This window comes from Halorubrum sp. Hd13 (assembly GCF_002252755.1).
Taxonomy (GTDB): Archaea; Halobacteriota; Halobacteria; order Halobacteriales; family Haloferacaceae; genus Halorubrum.
This window is the reverse complement of the sequence record NZ_NHOY01000078.1, coordinates 15,657-36,873: the sequence shown is the minus strand read 5'-3', so window position 1 is coordinate 36,873 and position 21,217 is coordinate 15,657. Positions and strand designations below refer to the sequence as shown.

Sequence of the window (21,217 nt, the reverse complement as noted above, 5' to 3'; positions counted from 1 at the left end):
CGATACCAGACTAATGACAACGCCAAACGTAATACTCCTCACGCTTGACAGTCTTCGAGCTGATCACCTTCCAACCTACGGATATTCTCGCAGTACATCTCCAGCACTCACTGAATTCGGTAATCGTTCAGACGTAACCGTCTTCGAAAATGCCTTTGCGACGACAGCGTGGACACTTCCCTCACACACGTCCCTCTTCACAGGACTCTCGACTGTCCGACATGGGCTCTATGACAAAGGTCTTCGTATCGATCCAGAACACACACTCGCAGCGGAGCTGTCAAAAGCAGGTTACGATACGACTGCGTTTCTGACCAATGGTTGGCTGACAAATGGCGGTGTCACTGACGCGTTTGATGAGGTTGTTGAGATTTTTAATACGGATGTTTCACCCGGGTTCGTCGAACGAAATCTGAACCGACTTGAGATGATACTCTCAATGCAGGACGACGGTGCTGACGACTCGGTTCGGAGTTTTCGGGAATGGATTCAAACGGATCGTAATGCGACAGTCTCACCCGAGGCCTCGCCGTTCTTCGCCTTCTTCCATCTGATGGAGCCCCACTACCTCTATAATCCGATGCGGCCGTATCACAAGGAGTATGTCGACCAGTCAGTTATACCGTTGTTAGTCAAACAGCGTGAGGTGTATACGCAACGCGGCAAGTATTTTGCCGGCAACACATCGATCTCGCCGAAGCAGATGCGAGGCTTTGTCGATCTCTACGATTCTGAAATCCAATACCTCGATAATAAATTAGCTGAGTTGTTCGACAGACTCAAACGTGTTGGCGAATTCAAAAACTCGCTAATCGTTATTCTGGGCGATCATGGAGAACTGTTCGGAGAATACGACCTCATCGGTCACCATTTTTCACTTTCTGACGACCTACTCCGCGTACCGCTGTTCGTAAAGTGGCCTAACGAATCGAACCCCTTGGCTACGAACCGGTCGGAAGCATTTGTTAGTCTTTCGAATATATTCAAAACGGTCGCCGATATTGCTAATATTGAGCCATCGAATGAGTTTGATCGAGTCTCGCTACAGGAGCAACACGCCAACAATAATCAGCGAATATTTGCCCACTACCGGACACCCGAATCTATGTTGGAATCGTTCCGTGAGCAGGTGAACCAGTCTTTCTCATATCATAACGAGTGTGATACCAGACTATCTGTGGTTCGCGACGGCTCAGACAAACTGGTTATTTCCGATGACGACGTTCGACTCTACAATCTTGATACTAAGGAGGGTGAAACCAAAGATCGGAGTGATGATCGCCCGGATCGAACCTCCGAGTTACGGGCAATACTTGATGAACATCTCTCGCAAGAGCCTCTTGCCACTCAATCAACCACAGATTTCAGTGAGGGTGTACAGGAACAACTCGAAGATCTCGGATACATTTGATATAGATTGGCTCGGGATCTGACGATGAAATACAGAGAATTGTCTGATACGGATGACGACCTGAATAATGTCGTCCGTCCCCTCTTGTGCTCTGCCCACGATCTGTGTACGGACGCTCCTTGACCGACTTCACCCGGATCACGCTATCACTACCACGGTCTAGACTCGCTGAGAGGGAGTATATATTGATGAAGCTACTGTGATTGGACCAACTCGCTCGCCCGTTCCACGTCCGCGGGCGTGTTCACGTTCACACGTCTACCGACGCGAACCGTCGCCACCTCGTAGCCCGCCCGCACCAACAGGCCGACGGCCTCGCTCAGCTGGTACTCGCCCTCAGCCGACGGCCGGAGCAGCGCACACGCGTGAAAGATGTCTTCAGGCAACACGTAACACCCAGTCGTCACGAGCGTCGACGGCGGGTCGTCAGGCTTCTCGACGATCCCCGTCACGCGTCCCGCCTCATCTGTATCGATTACACCGGTCGTCGCCGCGACCGCGGGCGACACCTCCTCGACCGCGAGCGCGGCGTCCGCCTCCTCAACAGCCTCAATCGCCGGCTCGACGCTCCCCGCGAAGACGTTGTCGCCGTTCACGAGCAAGAACGTCCCGTCGACGTTCGGCTCGGCCTGTAACACCGCGTGACCCAACCCCTTCCGCTCGCGCTGGTGGACGTAGGTAATAGGAACACCGACGAAGGCGTCGCCGAACCGGTCGACGATCTGGCCTGCCTCATACCCAACGATCACGACCAGTGCGTCGGCTCCGGCCTCGATCGCCGTCTCGAAGACGTGTGCGAGGAGGGGCCGCCCCGCGACGTCAACAAGCCCCTTCGGTCGGTCCGCCGTCAGCTCGTCGAGTCGACTTCCGCGCCCGGCAGCGGGGATAACTGCGTCCATGTCACGAAAATCGACCACGAGATACCTGAATCCGACGATGAGTCTGTCGCGAGAGCTTTCACGGACTCATCAGCAAGACCGTCTCTTAATGCTACGTCCTCGACACGGCCCATTACGACTGTCCCGCATTCTCTTGCCGGACGACCGAATACGAGCGCGTATGCGCCTAACCCTACTCGGTACCGGTAGTGCCCTCCCGTCGCCGACGCGACTCCAGACGGGAGCCATCGTCGAGCGCGGAGGCGACACGCTCCTCGTCGACTGCGGGAGCGGAGTCACCCACCGACTCGCGCAGTCGGATATCGACTACCGCGATGTCGATACCGTCCTCCTCACGCACACACACCTCGATCACGTCGCCGACCTTCCGACCCTCGCCAAGGCCCGCTTACTCGACGGCCACGACGCGTTCACGGTGGTCGGACCGCAAGGCACCAGCGATGTCTGTGACGCGTTGTTCGCCGTTGACGAGCTCGCTGATCGTCTCAACCTCACCGTTCGCGAACTTCCCACAGGCACCGACCCGTTCGCGATCGGCGAGATAGCGATTGAGCGCGCGCCGACCGACCACTCGAAACCGGGCTACGCATACCGATTTGACGAGCGAGTGACGATCGCCGGCGACACGGCACCAACCGAGCCGGTCTGTTCGCTCGCCGACGGATCAGAGGTGCTCGTCCACGAGTGCGCGTATCCGGACGGGACGGAGTCACCAGGACATTCAACACCCACGGCACTTGGGAAGTTGCTCGCGGACATCGACATTGACCGCATCCTGCTTACGCATCTGTTTCCTGAGACGGAACCGCACGCCGACGAGCTTGTCAGTACCGTCAGCAAGTACACGGACGCCACCGTCAGCGTGGCGACGGACCACACGAGCGTGATGCTCGAGTAATTACGACGACCGCACCAACGGCTCGTACCACTCCCGATTTGCTTGGTACCACTCGATGAACTCTCCGACCCCTTCAGCGATCGTCCGTGAGGGCTCGTACCCGATCTGCTCCCGGGCCTTCGCCACCGACGCGTGGGTGTGCTCGGCGTCGGCCTCGCGGGCGGACTCGTACTCGATCGCCAACTCGGGCGCTAACTGATCCCGAACCGTCTCGGCCAGCTTCTGGATCGAGATGTTGTCCGAGCTCCCGATGTTCAACACGTCCCCGTCGGCAGTCTCTGACTCTAGCAGCGTTCGGTTCGCGTCTACCACGTCGGCCACGTACGTGAAATCCCGCGTCTGCTGGCCGTCCCCGTAGATCACCGGCGGCTCTCCGTTCACACACCGCGAGACAAAATTCGAAATCGCCATGTTCGGGCGCATCCGCGGCCCGTACACGGTGAAGTACCGCAGACAGACGGTCGACAGCCCGTGGAGCTCCGTGTACACCCGCGCCATATGCTCCTGGGTCAGCTTCGTCACGCCGTAGGGACTCACGGGTTCGGTGGGATGGTCCTCCTCGTAGGGGAGCGACTTCGGCTTCCCGTACACTGACGACGAACTCGCTACGATCACTCGCTCGACACCTGCCTCCTTCGACGCCTCCAAGAGGTTCACCGTCCCGCTCACGTTTATGTCGGTCACCTTCCGCGGGTTGTCCACACTCTCGCGGACGCCCGCCTGTGCGGCCTGGTGGACGACGACATCCGCATCAGCGACGACCGACTGAACCGTCTCCCGATCTCGGACGTCGCCCTCGACAAACTCGTAGCTCGCGTCGCTCGCGCTTGCTACCTCGCGATGGACGTCGAGCGTGTGGCGTTTGATCCCCTCGGCGTAGAACGGCTCGAAGTTGTCGAGGACCCGAACGTCGTGCCCATCGTCGAGGAACGACTCGGCGAGGTGGCCGCCGATAAATCCGGCCCCTCCCGTCACGAGGATTTGCATGGCGGCGCTTTCAGCGGCCGACACAAAACTCGCGCGATTCGCCCGTGACACGACGCAATCGGAACTCTCTCAACGACATCGCTGACCGATCGACACTCTGCTCTGTCTCGTATTCAACTGAAGTGGTAGCGTGGAGTCCCCTGACATACTCTCGGAGACGACCTCAATAAAATATATTTTGGTGACAGAACATATCTGTCTCTTCAGTGGGGTCGTCCGAGAACGGCCGAGTCGGTGACACAGCGAGCAGTCGGACGAACACTGATGAATCGCAGACCGTGAGACGTAGTCTGCTCTCACTCGACTAATTCGCTCGCCCGTCCCACGTCTGCCGGGTTGTTCACGCGTTCGCCGAGACGCACAGTTACCACCTCGTAGCCCGCACGCACCAGTCGACCCACACCCGCTCAGCTGGTACTCGCCCTCGGCGGACGGTCGGACCAGCTCACAGGCGTGAAAGACGTTTTTATGGATCGGTATCCTTGTACTGGCTGTTACCCCGGTCACTACCCGCTTGATCGCTGACTCTCATACGCAACTCCCGAACGAATACGCTTTTGACGGAGGCGTGAATCCTCCGTGATAATGCGACGCTCGGGTGGTCCCCAATGGAGGTAATCGATGATGACGGCAATCTCTTCGGTGCCGTCAACGTTGTCGACGTGCTTGTTGTGCTCGTGGTGCTTGCAGTCGGCGTCGCCGGTGCGGCTTTCGTGTTCGCCGACGACCCGGCGCCCCAACCCGACACTGACACGACGTACGCCACGCTCGATCTGGGGACACAGCCTGCCTACATCGTGGAGGCAATCAACGAGGGTGACATGTACGAACCGGACGACAGCTCCACGCTCACGGTCACTGATGTCCACCTCACCCCTCGCGGAACCGAGATCGGTGTCACACTCCGCGTCGAACTCCAAGGCGAGACCGACGACGACACCATCACGTATGCGAACGCTCCACCACGGCTCGGCCGAACGCTGGCCATTGAAACATCACAGTATGAAGTGAGCGGCCAAGTGCGGGATGTCAGCGATAGCGACACGCTGGCCGGCGACAGCCAACAGGTAATCCTCCGTGACACGCTTGATGCTAAAACCGCCACCGAAGTCACTGCGGGCGACGAGATTCGGCTTGCCGGGCGCACGGTCGCGACTGTTGAGGAGGTCGCTAGCTACGCCACGGACAGCCCCGACCAGACGCGCGTGCTCGTTGAGGCGACGCTTGCCACCCACCGAGAGGGTGGTCAGTCCCGCTTTGGCGGAGTTCCGCTCCAGCGCGGGCAGTCGCTCACCCTCCCGGCTGCCGACTACACGCTCGACGGCCAGATCGAGCGTGTGAACGGCAACCTCCAGCTGGGCGAAACGTCGACGCGACAGGTCACGCTCCGGATGACGGAGGTGCGTGCCGACACCGCGGACGCTATCCGCCCGGGAATGAGCGAAGGCTCGAGTACCGATCCAGTTGCGGAGATCACCGCCGTCGAGACCGAGCCGTCGCTCATCATCGCGACGGGCGAAGACGGCAGCGTCAACGTCGTTGATCACCCGATTAATCGGGATGTGACGATCACGGCGGAACTCCAGGTCCGAGAAACAGCGACGGGCGTCCAATTCAAGGGTGAACCGCTTCGTGGTGGCACGAACATTACCCTCGACCTTGGGACGCGCATCATCGAGACAAAGGTCGTGAGTATCAGATAATGATCCACGGTGTCCCCCCCGTCGCCACCCGACATTTGCCCTTCTCTTGTCCGTCGAGAGAGGTGCACGCGAAGTGACCATGCGCGCGACAGATGGGTCCGGAGGTGCGAACACGTCTGAGCCGCCGGCCGACGATGAGCTTCCAGCCACGCTGGCCGGCTCCCGAATTGTCTCAGCCGTTCGCGCAGCTACCACACGTGTTGGGTTGTGGGTGCGACATTCGGCGCTATATCAGTGGCTCACCGCCGAGCCCGATCCGGACGTAATCGTCATCGATCTACGCGAGACGTGGACTGTCGGGCCGTTCGTTCGTCTCCTCGACTGGGTCGTCGACATTCTCTTAGATGCTGCGGCCGGTTCGCGTGTCGTCGGGGTCGCCCAGCGTGGCGTCACTGTGACGCGTGCAGCACCGCTTCGTGCATTCGGACTTGTGATCGCGACACTGGGACTCGCCGTCGCCGGGAGTAGCCTCATGGGTGGGGTCTCGACGACGCGGCTGACTATCGGTGTCAGCATCGCTGTTGCTGGGTTGATCGCCATGCAAGATGAACGTGACGCGGCCACACTGCGTGAGACACGGCTGGTCGCTCTCACTCTTGCTGCGTTGGAGCCACCGGATCCCCCAGAGACGGCAGCTGACGACGAGACGGCTGGCCGCCCGCAAGCCAACCACCGCACAGACAGAGACCCCGCTCACGCTGACGGCTCAGAGGACGCAGACGCACTCTCAGGGAGTTCAGCAGACGCCGACGAACAGTCGAGACCAGACAACACCTAGCAGAGTACTGCGATGTGGACTGGGATAGCGACTCCGGAGTTATACTTGGTGAACGGACGCGTCTTGGCCCACAGAATCGCAGTGAAAACGTTCATTGCCACGGTAACGTCCGTCCACCACTCGCTGGCGCCTACAGATTTATTTCAATCGCGCGGGAAACGGTTTCCAAGGCGCCCTCCAATGAAACTCGCACTCATCGGCGTCGGCCAAGCCGGCGGAAAAATCGTCGATAAATTCATTGAATACGACAAGAAGCACGGCGCGGAAATCGTCCGCGGTGCGGTCGCCGTCAACACCGCACGAGCGGACTTGCGTGGTTTGAAACACATCCCCGAGGACCGGCGGCTCCTCGTCGGCCAAGCCGAGGTGAAAGGCCACGGTGTTGGCGCCGACAATGAACTCGGCGCCGAGGTCATTGAACGCGGTCTGGGCGAGATACAGGGTGCGTTGGACACGGTCCCATCGCATGAAATTGACGCCTTTCTCGTCGTCGCCGGGCTCGGCGGCGGCACCGGATCGGGCGGGGCGCCAGTCATCAGCAAATACCTCAAGCGGATCTACACCGAGCCCGTCTACGGGCTTGGCATCCTCCCCGGCAGCGATGAAGGTGGGATCTACACGCTCAATGCGGCGCGCTCGCTGCAGACGTTCGTCCGCGAGGTTGACAATCTGCTGCTGTTCGATAACGACGCCTGGCGGCAAACAGCTGAATCCGTCACCGAGGGCTTTGCAGCGATCAACGAGGAAATCGTTCAGCGGTTCGGGCTGTTGTTCAGCGCCGGCGAGATCCAGGCCGGAAACAATGTTGCAGAAAGCGTCGTCGACTCCTCGGAGATCATCAACACGCTCGCAGGCGGGGGCATCTCGACGCTCGGCTATGCGGAGGCGGCTGTCGACGAGCCAAAACGGCAAGGGCTGCTCTCGCGGCTCTCGAGTGGGGGTAACAGTAGTGTCTCGTTCGACAGTACGGACACCACCAATCGCATCACGAGTCTCGTCCGAAAAGCCACCCTCGGTCGCCTCACACTCCCCTGTGAGGTCGACGGCACCGAACGCGCACTGCTCGTCGTTGCCGGCGCCGGGCCACTGCTCAACCGGAAGGGAATCGAGCGCAGCCGTAAATGGCTCGAAGAACAGACCGGCTCAATGGAGGTACGGGGCGGCGACTACCCCCGGACGGGGAGCGGCGTCGTCGCCACCGTCGTGTTGCTTGCTGGCGTGACGAACGTCCCCCGTGTCAAAGAGCTCCAACAAGTTGCCGTCGAAGCCAAACAAAATCGAGACGCGATTGACGACGAACGTGAGGACAACCGACAGAATTTGCTCGGCGACGACAATGATCTGGAATCGCTGTTTTGAATCGTCCCGCATGCTCGTTGAGTCTCTACCACAGCCCAAATGAGCGACGTGCGCGTGACAGCTCATCACAGATCTGTATCCCTTAAGTAGCCCGCCCAACCCACTCTAGCCAGTGACGCTCTCGGATCTGCTGATTGCGATTCTCGCCGGGCTTGTGCAGGGTGTCGTCGAATGGCTTCCCGTTTCGAGTCAGGGGAATTTGTCGTTAGTGTTGACGCTGGTCGGCACCGACCCCGCGGTGGCGCTGCAGCTCGCGCTCTTTTTACAGGTTGGCACCACGCTCTCGGCAGCGACGTACTACCGACACGAAATCCAGACCGCACTTGCGGCAGTGCCGGGGTGGCGCCCCCGAGCGGCCTACGAGGAAGACAACGCCCTCGCTTCATACATCGTGGTCGCCTCGTTTATGACGGGTGTCGTCGGCATCCCGCTCTACATCTTTGCCGTCGATCTGGCTGGCCAACTCACCGGCGGCGTCTTTATCGCCGGCATTGGGCTGCTGCTTATCGCAACCGGCATCCTCCAACTCGCGTCTGAGTCCGGTGGGATGGACGGGCACACGACACCAACACTCGCCGATTCGATACTTGTCGGTGCCGTTCAGGGGCTCGCCATTTTACCTGGCATCTCGCGGTCAGGGATGACCACCAGTACCTTCCTGTTCCGCAGCTACGATCCGCCGGCCGCATTTCGACTCTCATTTCTGCTCTCGATTCCAGCCAGTCTCGGGGCAGCCGCCCTCACACTGCTCAGCGCGGGTGGCCTCCCCGGAATTCGTCCCACAGCCGCAGCCGTCGCGCTTGCGGTCAGCGCCGTCGTGGGGTATCTCACGATTGACGCACTCATGCGGGTCGTCGAACGCATTCCCTTCTGGGCTGTCTGTTTCGGCCTTGGTGGGCTCGCTATTGTCGGTGGCGGCCTCGTCTCGGTCGTAGTGTGAGCCGGCCTGTTATTTTCAGCACCTGCACTGACGGGTGGTTGTTCCTTTCGCGTTGTCAGTTATGATCGCCGACTCCGGACACCGAGTGCTGTCACGAGCAGCGCGAGCACTGCAGCACCAACACCGAACCCCGGAACGTTCTCGTTCGTCTCCGGGTCCGCTGTCGTCGTGTTCCCGTCGTCGACACCGAACAGCGTGACGTCGCCGACCTCAGTCCCCTCGAGTGAGACAGATCCGCTTTCGGATGGTTCAAACTCGATTCGGACGGTTGCATTTTCCCCCGGATCGAGCGTCACTTCGCGTTCAGTAACGGGTTCGCCGTCCATGCTGACGGTGAGAGCACGGGTTGCCGGGCTGTCACCGGGGTTGACAACCGTCGTCCGAAGCGTCGTCTCGTACCCTGCCCGGACCTGTTCGGCAGGCACGACACTCTCGACAATCTCCACGCGTCCGGGATCGAGCGCGACGACGGCTACGGGCATCGCGTGTGGGAGTGTCACCGTATGTGTGTCGCCGTCGACATCGTGGGTCACGTTCGCCATCGTCCACTCGCTGTCGGCATACCGGTACACGCTGACGTTCTCTTGGCTGAGGCCACTCGGAATTGCACCCTCATCGACGGTGAATTGGAGCGTTGCTGCACTGGTACTGGCTGCGTCAAGCGAGGCATTGAACTCCAGATATCCCAGCGCCACCCCGTAAGGGGCAGGGTTGCGATCGCTGGGCTCGGCCGTTGGCTGGCCGATGGTCGTTTCGTACACTGTTGGCTCACCAGTCGGGTCGATCCCGACAGAGGACACTGCCACTGCGGACTGTGACGCCGATGGGCCAGCGAGGTCTACCGCAATATCGTAGGGCTCGCCGCTCCCACCAACAACGCTGACGCTGACAGCCTCCTCCGACTCAGACCGGACCACGGTCGGATCGGCACCGCCTGTCGTCGTCGACCCCGATGAGCCGGATGCCCCAGATGATCCGCCCCCACCTCCTCCACCTCCGCCACCGGAGCCGCTAGTCGGCTCTGGGTCGTCAACGGTGACGTTGGCGACGGTCATCTCATCGACTGCAACGGTATACTCTCCGGTTGCGTTGTATGCATGAGTGACCGTCAGCGTCGTTCCGTTCTCGGGGACGGCAGACGATCGCTGGATGACAGTCCCATCACCAAGTGCGATGTCGACGTCTCGTTGCCCGGTGGCCTCGCCATCGTTCCGGAGATCGATCATAAACTCCACTGACTCGTTGACCTCGACCGAGTCGGAGGAAACGGTCGTTTCGCCGAGCGACACATCGGCTGGTTCGAGCACGGCTAGGGTGCCAACACCGTCGTTGTTGACGGCGAGATCGTAGTCGCCGGACGTCTCGAACGTCCGATTGAAGCGAACGGTCTCGTTGGCATCCGGACCGACCGTCCGAATGTCGGTCCCAAGCGTGGCGTTGCCGTCCCGAAGCTGTGTCGTGAGTTCGCCGTCGACATCGCCGTCATTTGTGAGAACGACGGTCACCGTGACAGACTCACCGGCAGTAATCGTCTCGGATGAAAGCGTGGTCTCACGGATCGAGACGTTCGCGGGTTCGAGCACACTGAGCGTGCCGGCCGTGTCGTTGTTCACGGCGATTGCGTACTCATCTGCCTCATCGAACGCCCGTGAAAATACGACTGTCTCGCTGTCACCAGGACCGATATCGAGTGCTTGCGTCGCAACGGACTCACCGTCGACGACTAACGTGGCGGTGTGTGTGCCTGATTCGGTCCCAACGTTCACGATGGTTGCGGTCACCTCGGTTGGCTCGCTCTCAAGTACTGTGTCCGACTCGATATCAGGATTTGTCGTTCGGAACGTTGCCGGGCGGATCACAGTGAGCGTTTCAGCAGTCATCCCGTTCACGGTGATTTCGTACTCGCCGGCGGCAGTCGCTGTGTAGGTGAGTTGTTGTGTTCTGGTCTCCCCGGGGCCGACGGTTACCGCCTCGGTCGTCTTGACATCCCCACCGGCCGCTGCCGAAACTGATAGCGTCCCCTCACGGTCGCCCGTGTTCTCGATGGTGGCGCTCACCGTAACCTCCTCACCAGCGTCCACAACGTCCCCCTCGAGTTCTGCGTCGGTGACTGCCAGATTTGCTGGTGATTCGATCATTAGTGTCCCAGCCGCAGTCTGGTTGATCTGCACGTCGTACTCACCGGGCTCATCTATGGCTCCACGTAGCTCGACTGTTTGTGATTCTCCGCCTCCAAGCATCACTGATCGCGTATCGACCGTTTCGGTGGTGCCATCCTGGTTCGTCGCGCGGAACTCCAGGTTAAATGTTCCCTCAGTATCGCCGACGTTTGTTACCTCAGCGGACACGACGGCGGTGCCGCCTGCCAAGATGGTGTCGTCACCGAGAGACGCGTTTGACACCTCAAACGCTGCGGGTTCCGAGACTGTGAGGGTACCAGCCGACTCATCGTTGACGGCGATTCCGTACGTTCCCGCCTCCGCAAAGCTCGGGGTGAACTCGATCGTCGTTTGCTCGCTAGGATCAACGGTGCGCATCTCGGAGGTTCTCGTCGTCCCGTCAACTTGGAGGTCGGCAGTAATCTCGCCTGCAGTCCCACCGTCGTTTTCGACGGTTGCTGTGACCGTTACCGACTCACCAGGGTCGAGCCGCGTCTCTGACAGCTCTGCGTCTGTGACTGAGACGTTTGCTGGTTGCGGTTGGTCGGCGGTGAGTGTCTGCGTGGGACCGTCACCGATACCGATCGCGTAATCACCTGCCGTCTCGAACGACGGCGTGAAACTAACCGTCGCCGTCTCACCGGCAGCAACGTCGACGGATTTGGATTCTCTGGCAGTGCCATTACGCTGTAGTTCGGCCGTATACGTGTCGTCTGCATCTCCGATATTGGCAATCTCAGCTGTCACGGTGACCGTCTCGCCGACGGTAATCTCGGATTCAGACAGCGTCACCGCTGTCACGTCGAATTCGGCTGAGGGGGGTTCCGTAACAGTGAGTTCTCCTGCATCCGTACCGTTGACGTTGAGCTCGTAGGTGCCTGTGTTCTCGAACGGGTGACGAAAGTCGACAGTTCGCGTCTCGTCCGGTCTGATCTCAACATCTGTGGTGTTGATAACGCCGTCTGCGTCGCTCCTTAGCTCGGCCGTGAATGTCCCTGTCTCAGTGCCCACGTTCTCGATGTCGGCTGTGATCGTGGCGGTGTCTCCCTCGACGACCTCCGACTGCTCAAGGCTGGCGTTCGTTACTTGAAACTCGGCGTTCACTGCGGCAGCTTCGGCTCCGATGCTGCTCCCGCCTGAAAGAGTCACTGCTGCAAATATGACTACAATACAGAGCCAGATAGCGGTTGCTTTACGGCCGGACATAGCGACTCAACCCAACCGAGAGTCATTGTAATAGAGATTGAATCCGAATTAAGGCGGTCTTAGACACTCGCGTTATGGCTGCCAGCAGGCCACACAGGTACGGAAGGACTTGGTAGCTCTCTCCAGATTGCAGCGGCGAGTACTGAGTCTGCCGCAAGTTGTTTTCTGATCGGTGTCCCGCTCGCGAGCTCGCCTGTAGCGGTGACCGCGCGCGTCAGACCGGCGATTCAATATCAGCCAGCTGTGCCGCTCGGTAAAACCGAGCGTATCGCACGATGGCTCGCCAACAGACCACCGCTACAGCCGCCCCCGTCGCGTTGACGCCGATATCTCCGAACGCGAAGGTGCGAGAGGGGAGTCGCGACTGTAGCAGCTCAATCGTCACGCCATACCCCACAGCACAGCAGAACACGAGCAGAAACACGTGCCATCCGCGCAGCCGAGAGTCATGCAGTGCGTACGCGAGCATGACAGCCAGACAGGCGTACGCGAGAAAGTGCAGCCAGTCCGAGTAAGGAACCAACCCAAGCGGTCCCGTCTGAAAGGTTTGGGTGCCCGGGCCGGCGCGGATCGAATAATACAGAATAATTCCCGCAACCGCGAGAACGGCGCTCCATCGAACCGTCTTTGGCACAAGTGGGAGCCGCAACCGGCGCATACTCCGTGGGAGAGTTGTCAGCAAATAAAGACCACGCAATCTGTCGATTTCTGTTGATGTGTTCGGAACTACTCCCCGACTGGCGCAGCGCTTAGCACTGGTCATATCGAACGAAAACGCTAATCGGGGGCGCGCACAGTTGCACACTAATGCCCTCACCCGAGGAGACGACCGAAGCCGCTCGCGAGTACCTCGCGGACCATCCTGAGACGGAGGACGCGCTCGTTGCTCTCCTTGAGCGCGATGCAGACGGCGAACCGTGGAACTTCGCAGAGATAGCGTTGGATTCCGGTGAGTTTGGTGAGTTCATCTCACGTGATCTGGCGAAGAATATCGACGACGGCTACCGCCTGCAGCATCCAGACGCGCTCCGTGCGGCCCTTGACGCAGACGGTGATTTTGATGACACTACCGCCCCCGACAGCTCCACGACCCCCACTGCGGCTGCTACCGATCAGAGTAGCTCTACGACGCAAGCCAGTCGCATGTGGATTGCTGGACTCGTCGATGGTGATCTAGGGACGGTCGCCGGGCTCGTCGGCGCGCTCGTTGCTGTCGCCGCGGCGCGACTCGTGGCCGCCCCGGCCGTGTTTCGCGACGGCTACGTCGTCTCACCCGCAAACGACACCTACTTTTTCCGCTACTGGCAGGAGCGGCTGGCCGCTCGTGCAACCGGTATTTTTGATTTCGGGCTTTTCGCCGATATGGGTGGAGCTGCAAGTACTCGCCCGCTCTCACATGCGGTCAACTGGTGGGTGACTGTTCTGTTTGGCGGCGTTGAGGCCGCCCCAACGATCGCCGCGTGGCTGCCGGTTGCGGCCGCCGTTGGCCTCGGCTACGTCGTCTACCGACTAACGCGACTGCTCACTGGCGATGTGCGGGTTGCAGTCGCTGCAGTGCTATTCTACGGGCTCGCGCCTGTGAACGTCGTGTACACTTCGGTGGGATTTCTCGACCACCAAGCCCACCAGTATTTGTGGCTTGGTTTGCTGGCACTAGCGCTGTTGGCCCTCGCAGCTGACGTCGCCAAGCGTGTCGACACGGCGGCCAGTGAGGAGGCTACATCCGTGTTTCCCACACGGGCACACGCGATGGATGCAAGAATGTGGGCGATTGCGGTCGGACTCGCAGTCGCTGTGGCAGCTTCTGCACACACGTGGGGGGGCTCGCCGCTTACATTCATTCCTGTCGCCGCCGTGGTCGGGCTCCGGGTCGCACTTGACGTGCGCCACGACGTCTCCCCAGTGTACGGTAATGCACCGCTCGTTGCAGGGCTCACTGTCGGCGCTGGGATCGCCTTTGCAGCTCACCGCTGGCTCGGGTGGCACGAATCAATTGCCGCGGTCACGCCGCTTCTCGTTGCTGGTGGAGCGCTTGCGGTTGTTGTCGCCGGCGAGGGGTGGCACCGCACCGACCTCCCGGCAACTGGACTCGTCGGGCTCGAAGCTATCGTCGCCGGCGCTGGCCTCCTCGCGTATCGGACGCTCCGCCCACAAGACGTCGCCCGGTTCCGGACCCGGGCCGAGGACCTGTTCTTTCGGGAGGGTGCCACCGAGACCGTGTCACTATTTAGTCCCGACTTTGCAGTCGTCTTCGGTCCGCTGCTCCAGCTCGGACTCGGATTCTACTTCGCCGTGGCCGTGCTCGCGGTTGCGACGTGGGCGGTTGCGCGCCGATACGAACCGGGGTGGCTTGTGCTTATCTGCTTTGCGTGGTATTACACGCTACTCGCGACGATCCAGGTGCGGTTTGCCGGCCAGCTAGCGATCTTTATCGCGCCATTCGCTGGGATCGGACTTGTGTACCTGCTCGCGGCGGTCGACATCACGCGCCCTGTGGATGTGCTCGGGAGGGCGTACAATACTCGCGATGCTGGAGATACGACGCGATCACAACGTCTCACAAGCGCCGGCGACGACGTTGACACGTCTCTCCTTGACCGTGTCGAAGACAGCGACGATACGCAGGAGGTGTCGACGCTGCGATTGCCATCCAGTACCGGAAAACGGGGCTATCTTGTCGCGACGGTGGCACTCGTCTTGGTGTTTAATCTCATTCTTGTGCCGCCGCTGGTTGGCCAGACGACCCACGATCGAGCGCAGTTCGATGCCGCCCAGACGATTGACACCCATGCTGACTCCAGTGATCGCGCGTATCCCGAAAATTTCGTGTTGAGCCAGTGGGGCGACAACCGGATGTACAACTACTTCGTGAGCGGTGAGGCCCAAGGCTACGGGTATGCCCAGAGCAACCACGACCAGTTCCTCACGGCCGAGGATCCCGATGGATGGTACGATCAGTTCCAAGGACGAGTCGGGTACGTCGTCCTCACGGATCGAGAGAACGCGCCATCAGAAAATACAGCATATGCAGCGTTGTATGAGGGACTCGGCACCGGGGTCAACAACACGACGGCAACCGGTCACTACCAACTGCTTGCGTCGGTAGACGGCGTACGGACGTTTGCAATCGTTCCCGGCGCTGTTATCGAGATCTCGGATCCGACAGGTAACCGGGTAACTGCGACGACCACGGTGACTCTTGGCGACGAAACCCAAACGTACACTCGCAGTGCTCCGGTGTCGAATGGAACCGCGACGATACGAGTCGCCCACCCCGGCGAGTACACTGTCGGCAACCGGACCGTCTCTGTGACGTCCACAGATGTTCTTGATGGAAATCAGACCAGGGTTGATCGGGATGGCGCCTCACACGTGGCCACTAGTTCGTCGGTGAGTGTTATCAGCTCCCGTGTTGAGTGGATGTGAAGAGACGGGAGATTCTCAATCTGCCCAGTTGTAGCAGTGCCTTTAGGCTTCTGCGTTCGATCCCCGAACACTCATACAGCCTGCCGTCAGTCTCACGGATATGCCGTCGTACGTCGAGAAAGAACTACTCGGTGAGATCCGTCGCGTGGCCGTGGTTGGTGACACTGGTGGAAAACCTACGCTCCAGCAGTTCCGTGAGCACAGCTTGATCGCCGACACGCCAATCCTGCGACGGTTTGGCTCGTGGAATGACGCCGTCGAGCAGGCCGACGTCCGATCCGCACGCACCCGATACAGCGATTCCAACGGGGGACCTGCTTGCCGAGGTTCAGCAGCTTCCCAACGACCTCGAATGGATTCCGACCGGCGACCAGATGAACGAGCACGGCGGTACTCCCGCTGGACGTATCAGAGGCGATTAGGGTCGTGATCGGCCGCACTCGAGGAGGCGTTCGACGAGACGACGGAGGGTGGTGCGCATGTGTCAAATGGAGATCTACCCGATGAGCTTCACCGTGTGGTGCACGACTCACCACCTGTTTGGAGGGATGCGCGAGCACGGCACTCATCGAGCACGCACCCACACAGAGTGGGTTGGCTCATAGAGTGAGGCGCTTGCGGCGGCGGGCACCGAGATGCCTGACCAGCTGCCAATTCCGACGGACGACCTCATCACGGAGGTTCATCGCCCGCCTTATGATTGGGCGAGCAGCCAACCTCGACGACTGTCGCCCGCGAGGGTGAGTACACACTTGCAACCTACCAGCGTCGGTTCGGATTGTGAGGCGGTCGAAGCGGCGCTCGACGACTAGGCAAATCTTAGCTGACAGCAATGAGGGGTTTTATGGGTTGCCTTCGGAGAGTCTACGTTACACCCCCGGTCATCCCGTCATTTGGACTGGAAGAGCCAGAATCAAATAGTGAAACCTGATATCCAGCCGTTGGGTACGAAGACCGGATATGGCGGGGAAATTACCACGCTGAAATTGATGTGTTAGCCCTGGCAAGACTGATCCTCGTACGTTTCTGGAAACAGCCGTCTTACCCCTGTCAGACTCTTGTGTGAGGTGTTCACACACTGGGCGTGTCCACACAAAGCATTTATACTGACCCCTTTAACGGATGGATGCAGACCCCTACCCAGCGACACAAACGCGAGTACTCTGAACCGAGTCCGGTCGTGACCTCGATGCAGTGTAGGTCGATGTCGAACGGGCAAGCAGGGTGAAGACAAAGCAGACTGTCGCAACACAGAACAAAACAACAATATGACAAACGACAATACAACACGCAAGAAGGCTAACGCGGTCTTCTTTGCAGCGGTCATGGTACTTTCCATGGTTGCTGCTGGATTCGCAGCTGCTCCCGCGGCTGCGTTCAACGACGAGTATGATGCAGACAGAACATTCGAAGGCGAGAGTGGAGCGAATGGCATCAACAACGCCATCCTCTGGCAAGGTCAATCCGTCGCAGTCGACGGATTCACTGTCGATGAGGTCTCTCTCCGCGAGGATCAGGGTGATAATGACACCCGCCTTGTAGAGGAGCTAGATGTTGACGAGAACGGTGTCGTCGAGTTCGACAGCGCTGATCTCGACACTGGTGACTACTACCTCGACGCCGGCGATGGTAACATCAATAACGTCTTCGAGGTTGCTGTTCAGGACCTCTCCGCCGAGTTCGACGATGACTCGATCCAAGCTGACGAGGAGGCCGAGTTCGAACTCGACTCCAACCGTGGCACTTATACGCTCAACGTGAGCGCCGACGGCGAGCTCGACGATCAGGAACTCGAAGCGCTCTTCGCGGACGATTTCGACATTGACTTCGGTGACGAAAACGACGACGACGAGATACAGCTCGTCTCCACAGGTGACGGCACCTACGACGCGAACTTCTCGAACCTCTCGGATGTCGATACCGGAGAATACGAGTTCACCTTCGACGTGAACGACACGTCCGCTGAGGATACCGATTCGATCAACGTGACTGAGGCCGGTGAGGGTGATCTCCAGTTCGGTTCGAGCAGTTACACCGTCCCGCAGGGTGACGTTGTGAACTTCACTGTCGAACTCGACGAAACCGACTCCGGAACACTCGTGGTCGGCGATCTTGAGGACGACAACTACCAAGCCAACATCAGCATCACGGATGATGATGACGACGGCGAGGTTGCCGTCCTCTTCAACACCTACACTGCCGGCAACCGTACCGGCGATGTCAGCGATATTGCCGAGCTCGCGGACGATGATGACGAGATCACTGTCGAGGGCGAGTCCGGGAATCTCACTGACCTTCTGGACTCCGGCGACTACACGGTCTCCGTGAGCCCGACGACGATTGACTCCAATAACGCGAGCGACGCGCTTGACGACGAGAGCGACGTTGCGTCGCTCGTCATCGAGGAGCGCACCACCGGTGATATGCAGCTCTGGCGTACCACGGACGATGTCCGTGACGACGTCCTTGACGTGGCTGATGACGACGGTGACGACGCTGCTGTCGAAGCGATTACCGACAGTGCTGGAACCAACGTGACCCAGACCGACCAAGTCGCGATTGGTAACCCCAGCGACGTGCTGGTCCACCAGATCTCCGTGACTGGTCTTGAAGGCGCGCTTGAAGCCAACGGCGGCACTAACGCCGGCGCGCTCTGGGACCTGCTTAACACGAATGCCAGCGCGGGGAACGATAACGTGACGAGCCTTGTGTTCGAAGAAGAGGACCCCGGCTCAAACGTTCAGGCGAACGACATCGACGCGTCGGAACTCAGTCGGGCAGCCTTCACGTCCAATGTTGACATCGTCCACGACGACGACAATGGAGACTACTACGTGTTCCTCGACCTCGATGGGCTCACTGGTACCATCGAGGACGGCGATACGTACACCACGGACTTCCAGGTTCAGGACCCGCTCCTGACCGACGCTGACGGCGAAGACGACAGCGAAGACGAGATCGAAGACGCGTACGAATCGTCGAACGCGACCTTCGATGTCAACGACGCTGACGGTGACTTCGACGGCGACCCGGTTCAGGTCTCCAACGCGGAGAACCAGACCATCTCGGGTACGATGAATGTCGCGCCTGGGACGGAGTTCACCGTTCGCGCCCGCAGCGATGAGGACGCATCGACGAGCTTCGTCAAGAACGCTGAGGATGTTGTCGTCCAGCCGGACGGCACGTTCTCGGCCCAGCTCGACTTCGACGAACAGGAAGTGAACGACACGTTCACTACCTCGACGCAGCAGTCGCCGCTCGACGAAGAGCTTGAAGTCGACGGTGAAGTCGTCGAGCAGGTTCAGGAGCCCGCGGTCTTCGAGGTCTCGGACCTGAGCCCGTCTCAGGCGACCGCTACGGCTGGTGACTCGGTAACCGTCTCTGCGACGATCGAAAACACTGGTGGCCAGCAGGACACGAAGAGTGTCGCGCTCACGCTTGACGGCGACGAGCTCGACAGTCAGGATGTCACGCTTGCTTCCGGTAACAGCACCACCGTCGAGTTCACGGCCGACACGTCCGGCCTCGACGCTGGTGACTACGAGCACGGTGTCTCCACCGACGACGACGAAGCGACCGGCACGCTCACCATCGAAACCGAAGGCGGCATGGATGGTGACGACGGTACCGACGGCGAAGACGGTACCGACGGTGAAGACGGTACCGACGGTAACGGTACCGACGGAGAAGACGGTGGCGACGGCGGCACCGACGACTCCACGCCCGGCTTCGGTGCTCTCGTCGCGCTCGTTGCCCTCATCGCGGCTGCGCTCCTCGCGACGCGGCGTAACGAGTAACCCAGCAGCGATTCACCACACTCGCTAACCATCGGCCCTCGCGGGCCGACTCACACGCGGTTCCTTTTTATTTGATTCGCCCACCCAGCTACAGCTGCTGCTCAGATAGGTAGATGACACTGGGTTGCTTCCAGACTAAGCGTGGTATGATACCTTCACGTATCGTGAATGGTTGAGACCTGTTTGTGTATGAGATATTGTCCTTGTGTCCACTGGGCACAGTCTACCAATTCGAGTCACAGAGGTTCATACTCCAGATATACTACTTCCCATTCGTATTTAGCTAAGACTTACACTTCGGTTGTGTAGCGGCAGCGAGCGTTTCTTGGAGTATCGGCCGTTGCTGGTGGATTTTCTGAGCATCCTCGATCAACCTCTCCAGCAACGGCGGTTGCGAGTAGTCGAGGTACTCACTGAGTTCGTGGAGAATAAACTGGGCGGCGATCCTCCGGTCGCACGCCCACCGTTCCAGAGGAAACACGATCTCATTGTCGGCCCGCTCGGTGACTAGACCCAACAGCTCACAATTCACCAGCAGTGGCAGCAACGCTGCGTACAGCAAAATTCCCACGACATCGCGGCTGCTTGTGTCAAATCCGCCCAGTTCATACTATGTATTCAGACCACGGAAGAAATTCTATACCTCCCAGCAACACCGATACAGCGGTGTTAAATCTGACCGCAGGAACACCTCTCCTGGAAGATTCGTGATATTGAGGTGGTAGTCGTCGTCCTCTCACGGACGCCGACGACACGGAACTGCTTCGTGTCCCGCGAGTGCGTCCATTCGTACTGACCTCGCTCGAAATTCATTTTGACCTCTACGTTGATGTACTTCCGTGTGAAGTCATCAACTATGTTCTGTATCTGCTTGCTCTCCAAGGGATGGTGCGGCCGCGCTACTCCTACAATTCCTCCGTTATCACCGGATTTGCGTTCTGCTTCAGCTTACTCATCAGGTAGCCGTCGTTCTCATCGATTAACGTGAAGCGGCGACATTAAAATACGCCAGATCGAGCAGAATCAACCGTCCTTGCAGCCACGATCCTGTCTTGAACAGCGTGCTGTCGTGCGTTTTCTCATCCGGTACTTAGATCCGCTCAATCGTCTCGTCGGTGGCGTTGTGGAGCAGGTGGAGCTTCCCACCAGCTCCTCATGGTGGTATTGGAACTCATCAGGGAGGAACTCGTGCAACCGAAACACCGTTTATCGCTGATCATCAAGTCTCTAAATCGATCCATATCAGCGTCAACAGCATCAGGGATAGCGACCCGGTCGAGGCTGCGCTCGACGAGGTCGCGGGGATACTCTGCGGGGGTTGGTGATATCCGGTGATAGAAGCCGCCGGGAGAAATTGGTTCGGCAGCTGTAACGTTGGAGCAGTGTTTGAACCCAGCAAGGTTCGGCTCTCGCCTGGGGCAAAGCCGAACACGAGCGCCCACACGAGGATAGGAATCTGAAGCTTGCTGTCCCGTTTGACCACGCCGAATCCCTTGGGTGTTCTTCGAGGAGTTCGGGGAAACAGTATAGTGATCCGACACAAGATTTTCAATGAGGAGGTGCCTTCGTGTACACTTGCCGCTTCCTCATTCCTCTCGAAAGAAGTCTTGATAAGCTGCTGCTGTCACGCGGTTTCTCTCTTAGCCAAAGACAA

At 59.3% G+C, this 21,217-nt stretch carries 13 protein-coding genes and 1 pseudogene; 9 read left to right on the top strand and 5 right to left on the bottom strand.

The annotated features are described in order from the left end of the window. Positions 1-13 precede the first annotated feature (13 nt). Entirely contained in the window at positions 14-1,411 is a 1,398-nt protein-coding gene (locus DJ81_RS10540) for a sulfatase (protein WP_094589622.1), read from the top strand. A 194-nt stretch (positions 1,412-1,605) separates the two neighbouring features. Here the strand turns inward: DJ81_RS10540 and DJ81_RS10535 are convergent, their stop codons facing one another. Continuing rightward, on the bottom strand, positions 1,606-2,310 hold the full coding sequence (locus DJ81_RS10535; protein WP_094589620.1) for a sugar phosphate nucleotidyltransferase: 705 nt from the start codon (positions 2,308-2,310) through the stop codon (positions 1,606-1,608). Between the two features lie 133 nt (positions 2,311-2,443). Between DJ81_RS10535 and DJ81_RS10530 the strand changes: the two genes are divergently transcribed. After that, a complete protein-coding gene (locus DJ81_RS10530; RefSeq protein WP_170938297.1) occupies positions 2,444-3,208 on the top strand; it encodes an MBL fold metallo-hydrolase in 765 nt (254 codons plus the stop codon). Here DJ81_RS10530 and DJ81_RS10525 read toward each other — a convergent pair whose 3' ends face one another. Further along, positions 3,209-4,195 (bottom strand): GDP-mannose 4,6-dehydratase, encoded by a 987-nt coding sequence (locus DJ81_RS10525; protein ID WP_094589616.1) that lies wholly within the window; start codon positions 4,193-4,195, stop codon positions 3,209-3,211. A gap of 608 nt (positions 4,196-4,803) precedes the next feature. Between DJ81_RS10525 and DJ81_RS10515 the strand changes: the two genes are divergently transcribed. The 4 genes from DJ81_RS10515 to DJ81_RS10500 all read left to right on the top strand — a co-directional run bounded on the left by DJ81_RS10515 (position 4,804) and on the right by DJ81_RS10500 (position 8,975). After that, the gene (locus DJ81_RS10515) at positions 4,804-5,898 is read left to right on the top strand and encodes a DUF4330 domain-containing protein (RefSeq protein ID WP_094589614.1); all 1,095 of its coding nucleotides are present in this window, start codon (positions 4,804-4,806) and stop codon (positions 5,896-5,898) included. Positions 5,899-5,977: 79 nt separating this feature from the next. Continuing rightward, positions 5,978-6,676: a hypothetical protein gene (locus tag DJ81_RS10510; protein ID WP_141212568.1), complete on the top strand. Its 699-nt coding sequence runs from the start codon at positions 5,978-5,980 to the stop codon at positions 6,674-6,676. 180 nt (positions 6,677-6,856) lie between these two features. Then, on the top strand, positions 6,857-8,035 hold the full coding sequence (locus tag DJ81_RS10505) for a tubulin/FtsZ family protein (RefSeq protein WP_094589609.1): 1,179 nt from the start codon (positions 6,857-6,859) through the stop codon (positions 8,033-8,035). A 112-nt stretch (positions 8,036-8,147) separates the two neighbouring features. Then, positions 8,148-8,975, top strand: a complete 828-nt coding sequence (locus DJ81_RS10500) for an undecaprenyl-diphosphate phosphatase (RefSeq protein ID WP_094589607.1) — start codon at positions 8,148-8,150, stop codon at positions 8,973-8,975. A gap of 59 nt (positions 8,976-9,034) precedes the next feature. Here the strand turns inward: DJ81_RS10500 and DJ81_RS10495 are convergent, their stop codons facing one another. Next, positions 9,035-12,340 (bottom strand): CARDB domain-containing protein, encoded by a 3,306-nt coding sequence (locus DJ81_RS10495; protein ID WP_094589605.1) that lies wholly within the window; start codon positions 12,338-12,340, stop codon positions 9,035-9,037. A gap of 214 nt (positions 12,341-12,554) precedes the next feature. Next, positions 12,555-12,998 carry a VanZ family protein gene (locus DJ81_RS19800; RefSeq protein ID WP_094589603.1) on the bottom strand — a complete coding sequence of 148 codons (444 nt, stop codon included), beginning with the start codon at positions 12,996-12,998 and terminating at the stop codon, positions 12,555-12,557. Positions 12,999-13,147: 149 nt separating this feature from the next. Here DJ81_RS19800 and DJ81_RS10485 point away from each other — a divergent pair, with 149 nt between their 5' ends. The 3 genes from DJ81_RS10485 to DJ81_RS10480 all read left to right on the top strand — a co-directional run bounded on the left by DJ81_RS10485 (position 13,148) and on the right by DJ81_RS10480 (position 19,563). Next, positions 13,148-15,766 (top strand): hypothetical protein, encoded by a 2,619-nt coding sequence (locus DJ81_RS10485; RefSeq protein ID WP_249269116.1) that lies wholly within the window; start codon positions 13,148-13,150, stop codon positions 15,764-15,766. 100 nt (positions 15,767-15,866) lie between these two features. Further along, positions 15,867-16,196 (top strand): homing endonuclease associated repeat-containing protein, encoded by a 330-nt coding sequence (locus tag DJ81_RS20010; RefSeq protein ID WP_394338291.1) that lies wholly within the window; start codon positions 15,867-15,869, stop codon positions 16,194-16,196. 838 nt (positions 16,197-17,034) lie between these two features. Next, complete coding sequence (locus tag DJ81_RS10480) at positions 17,035-19,563, top strand: BGTF surface domain-containing protein (RefSeq protein WP_094589601.1); 2,529 nt, start codon at positions 17,035-17,037, stop codon at positions 19,561-19,563. A gap of 283 nt (positions 19,564-19,846) precedes the next feature. Here the strand turns inward: DJ81_RS10480 and DJ81_RS10475 are convergent. After that, positions 19,847-21,106: pseudogene (locus DJ81_RS10475) on the bottom strand (IS4 family transposase). Between the last annotated feature and the right edge of the window lie 111 nt (positions 21,107-21,217).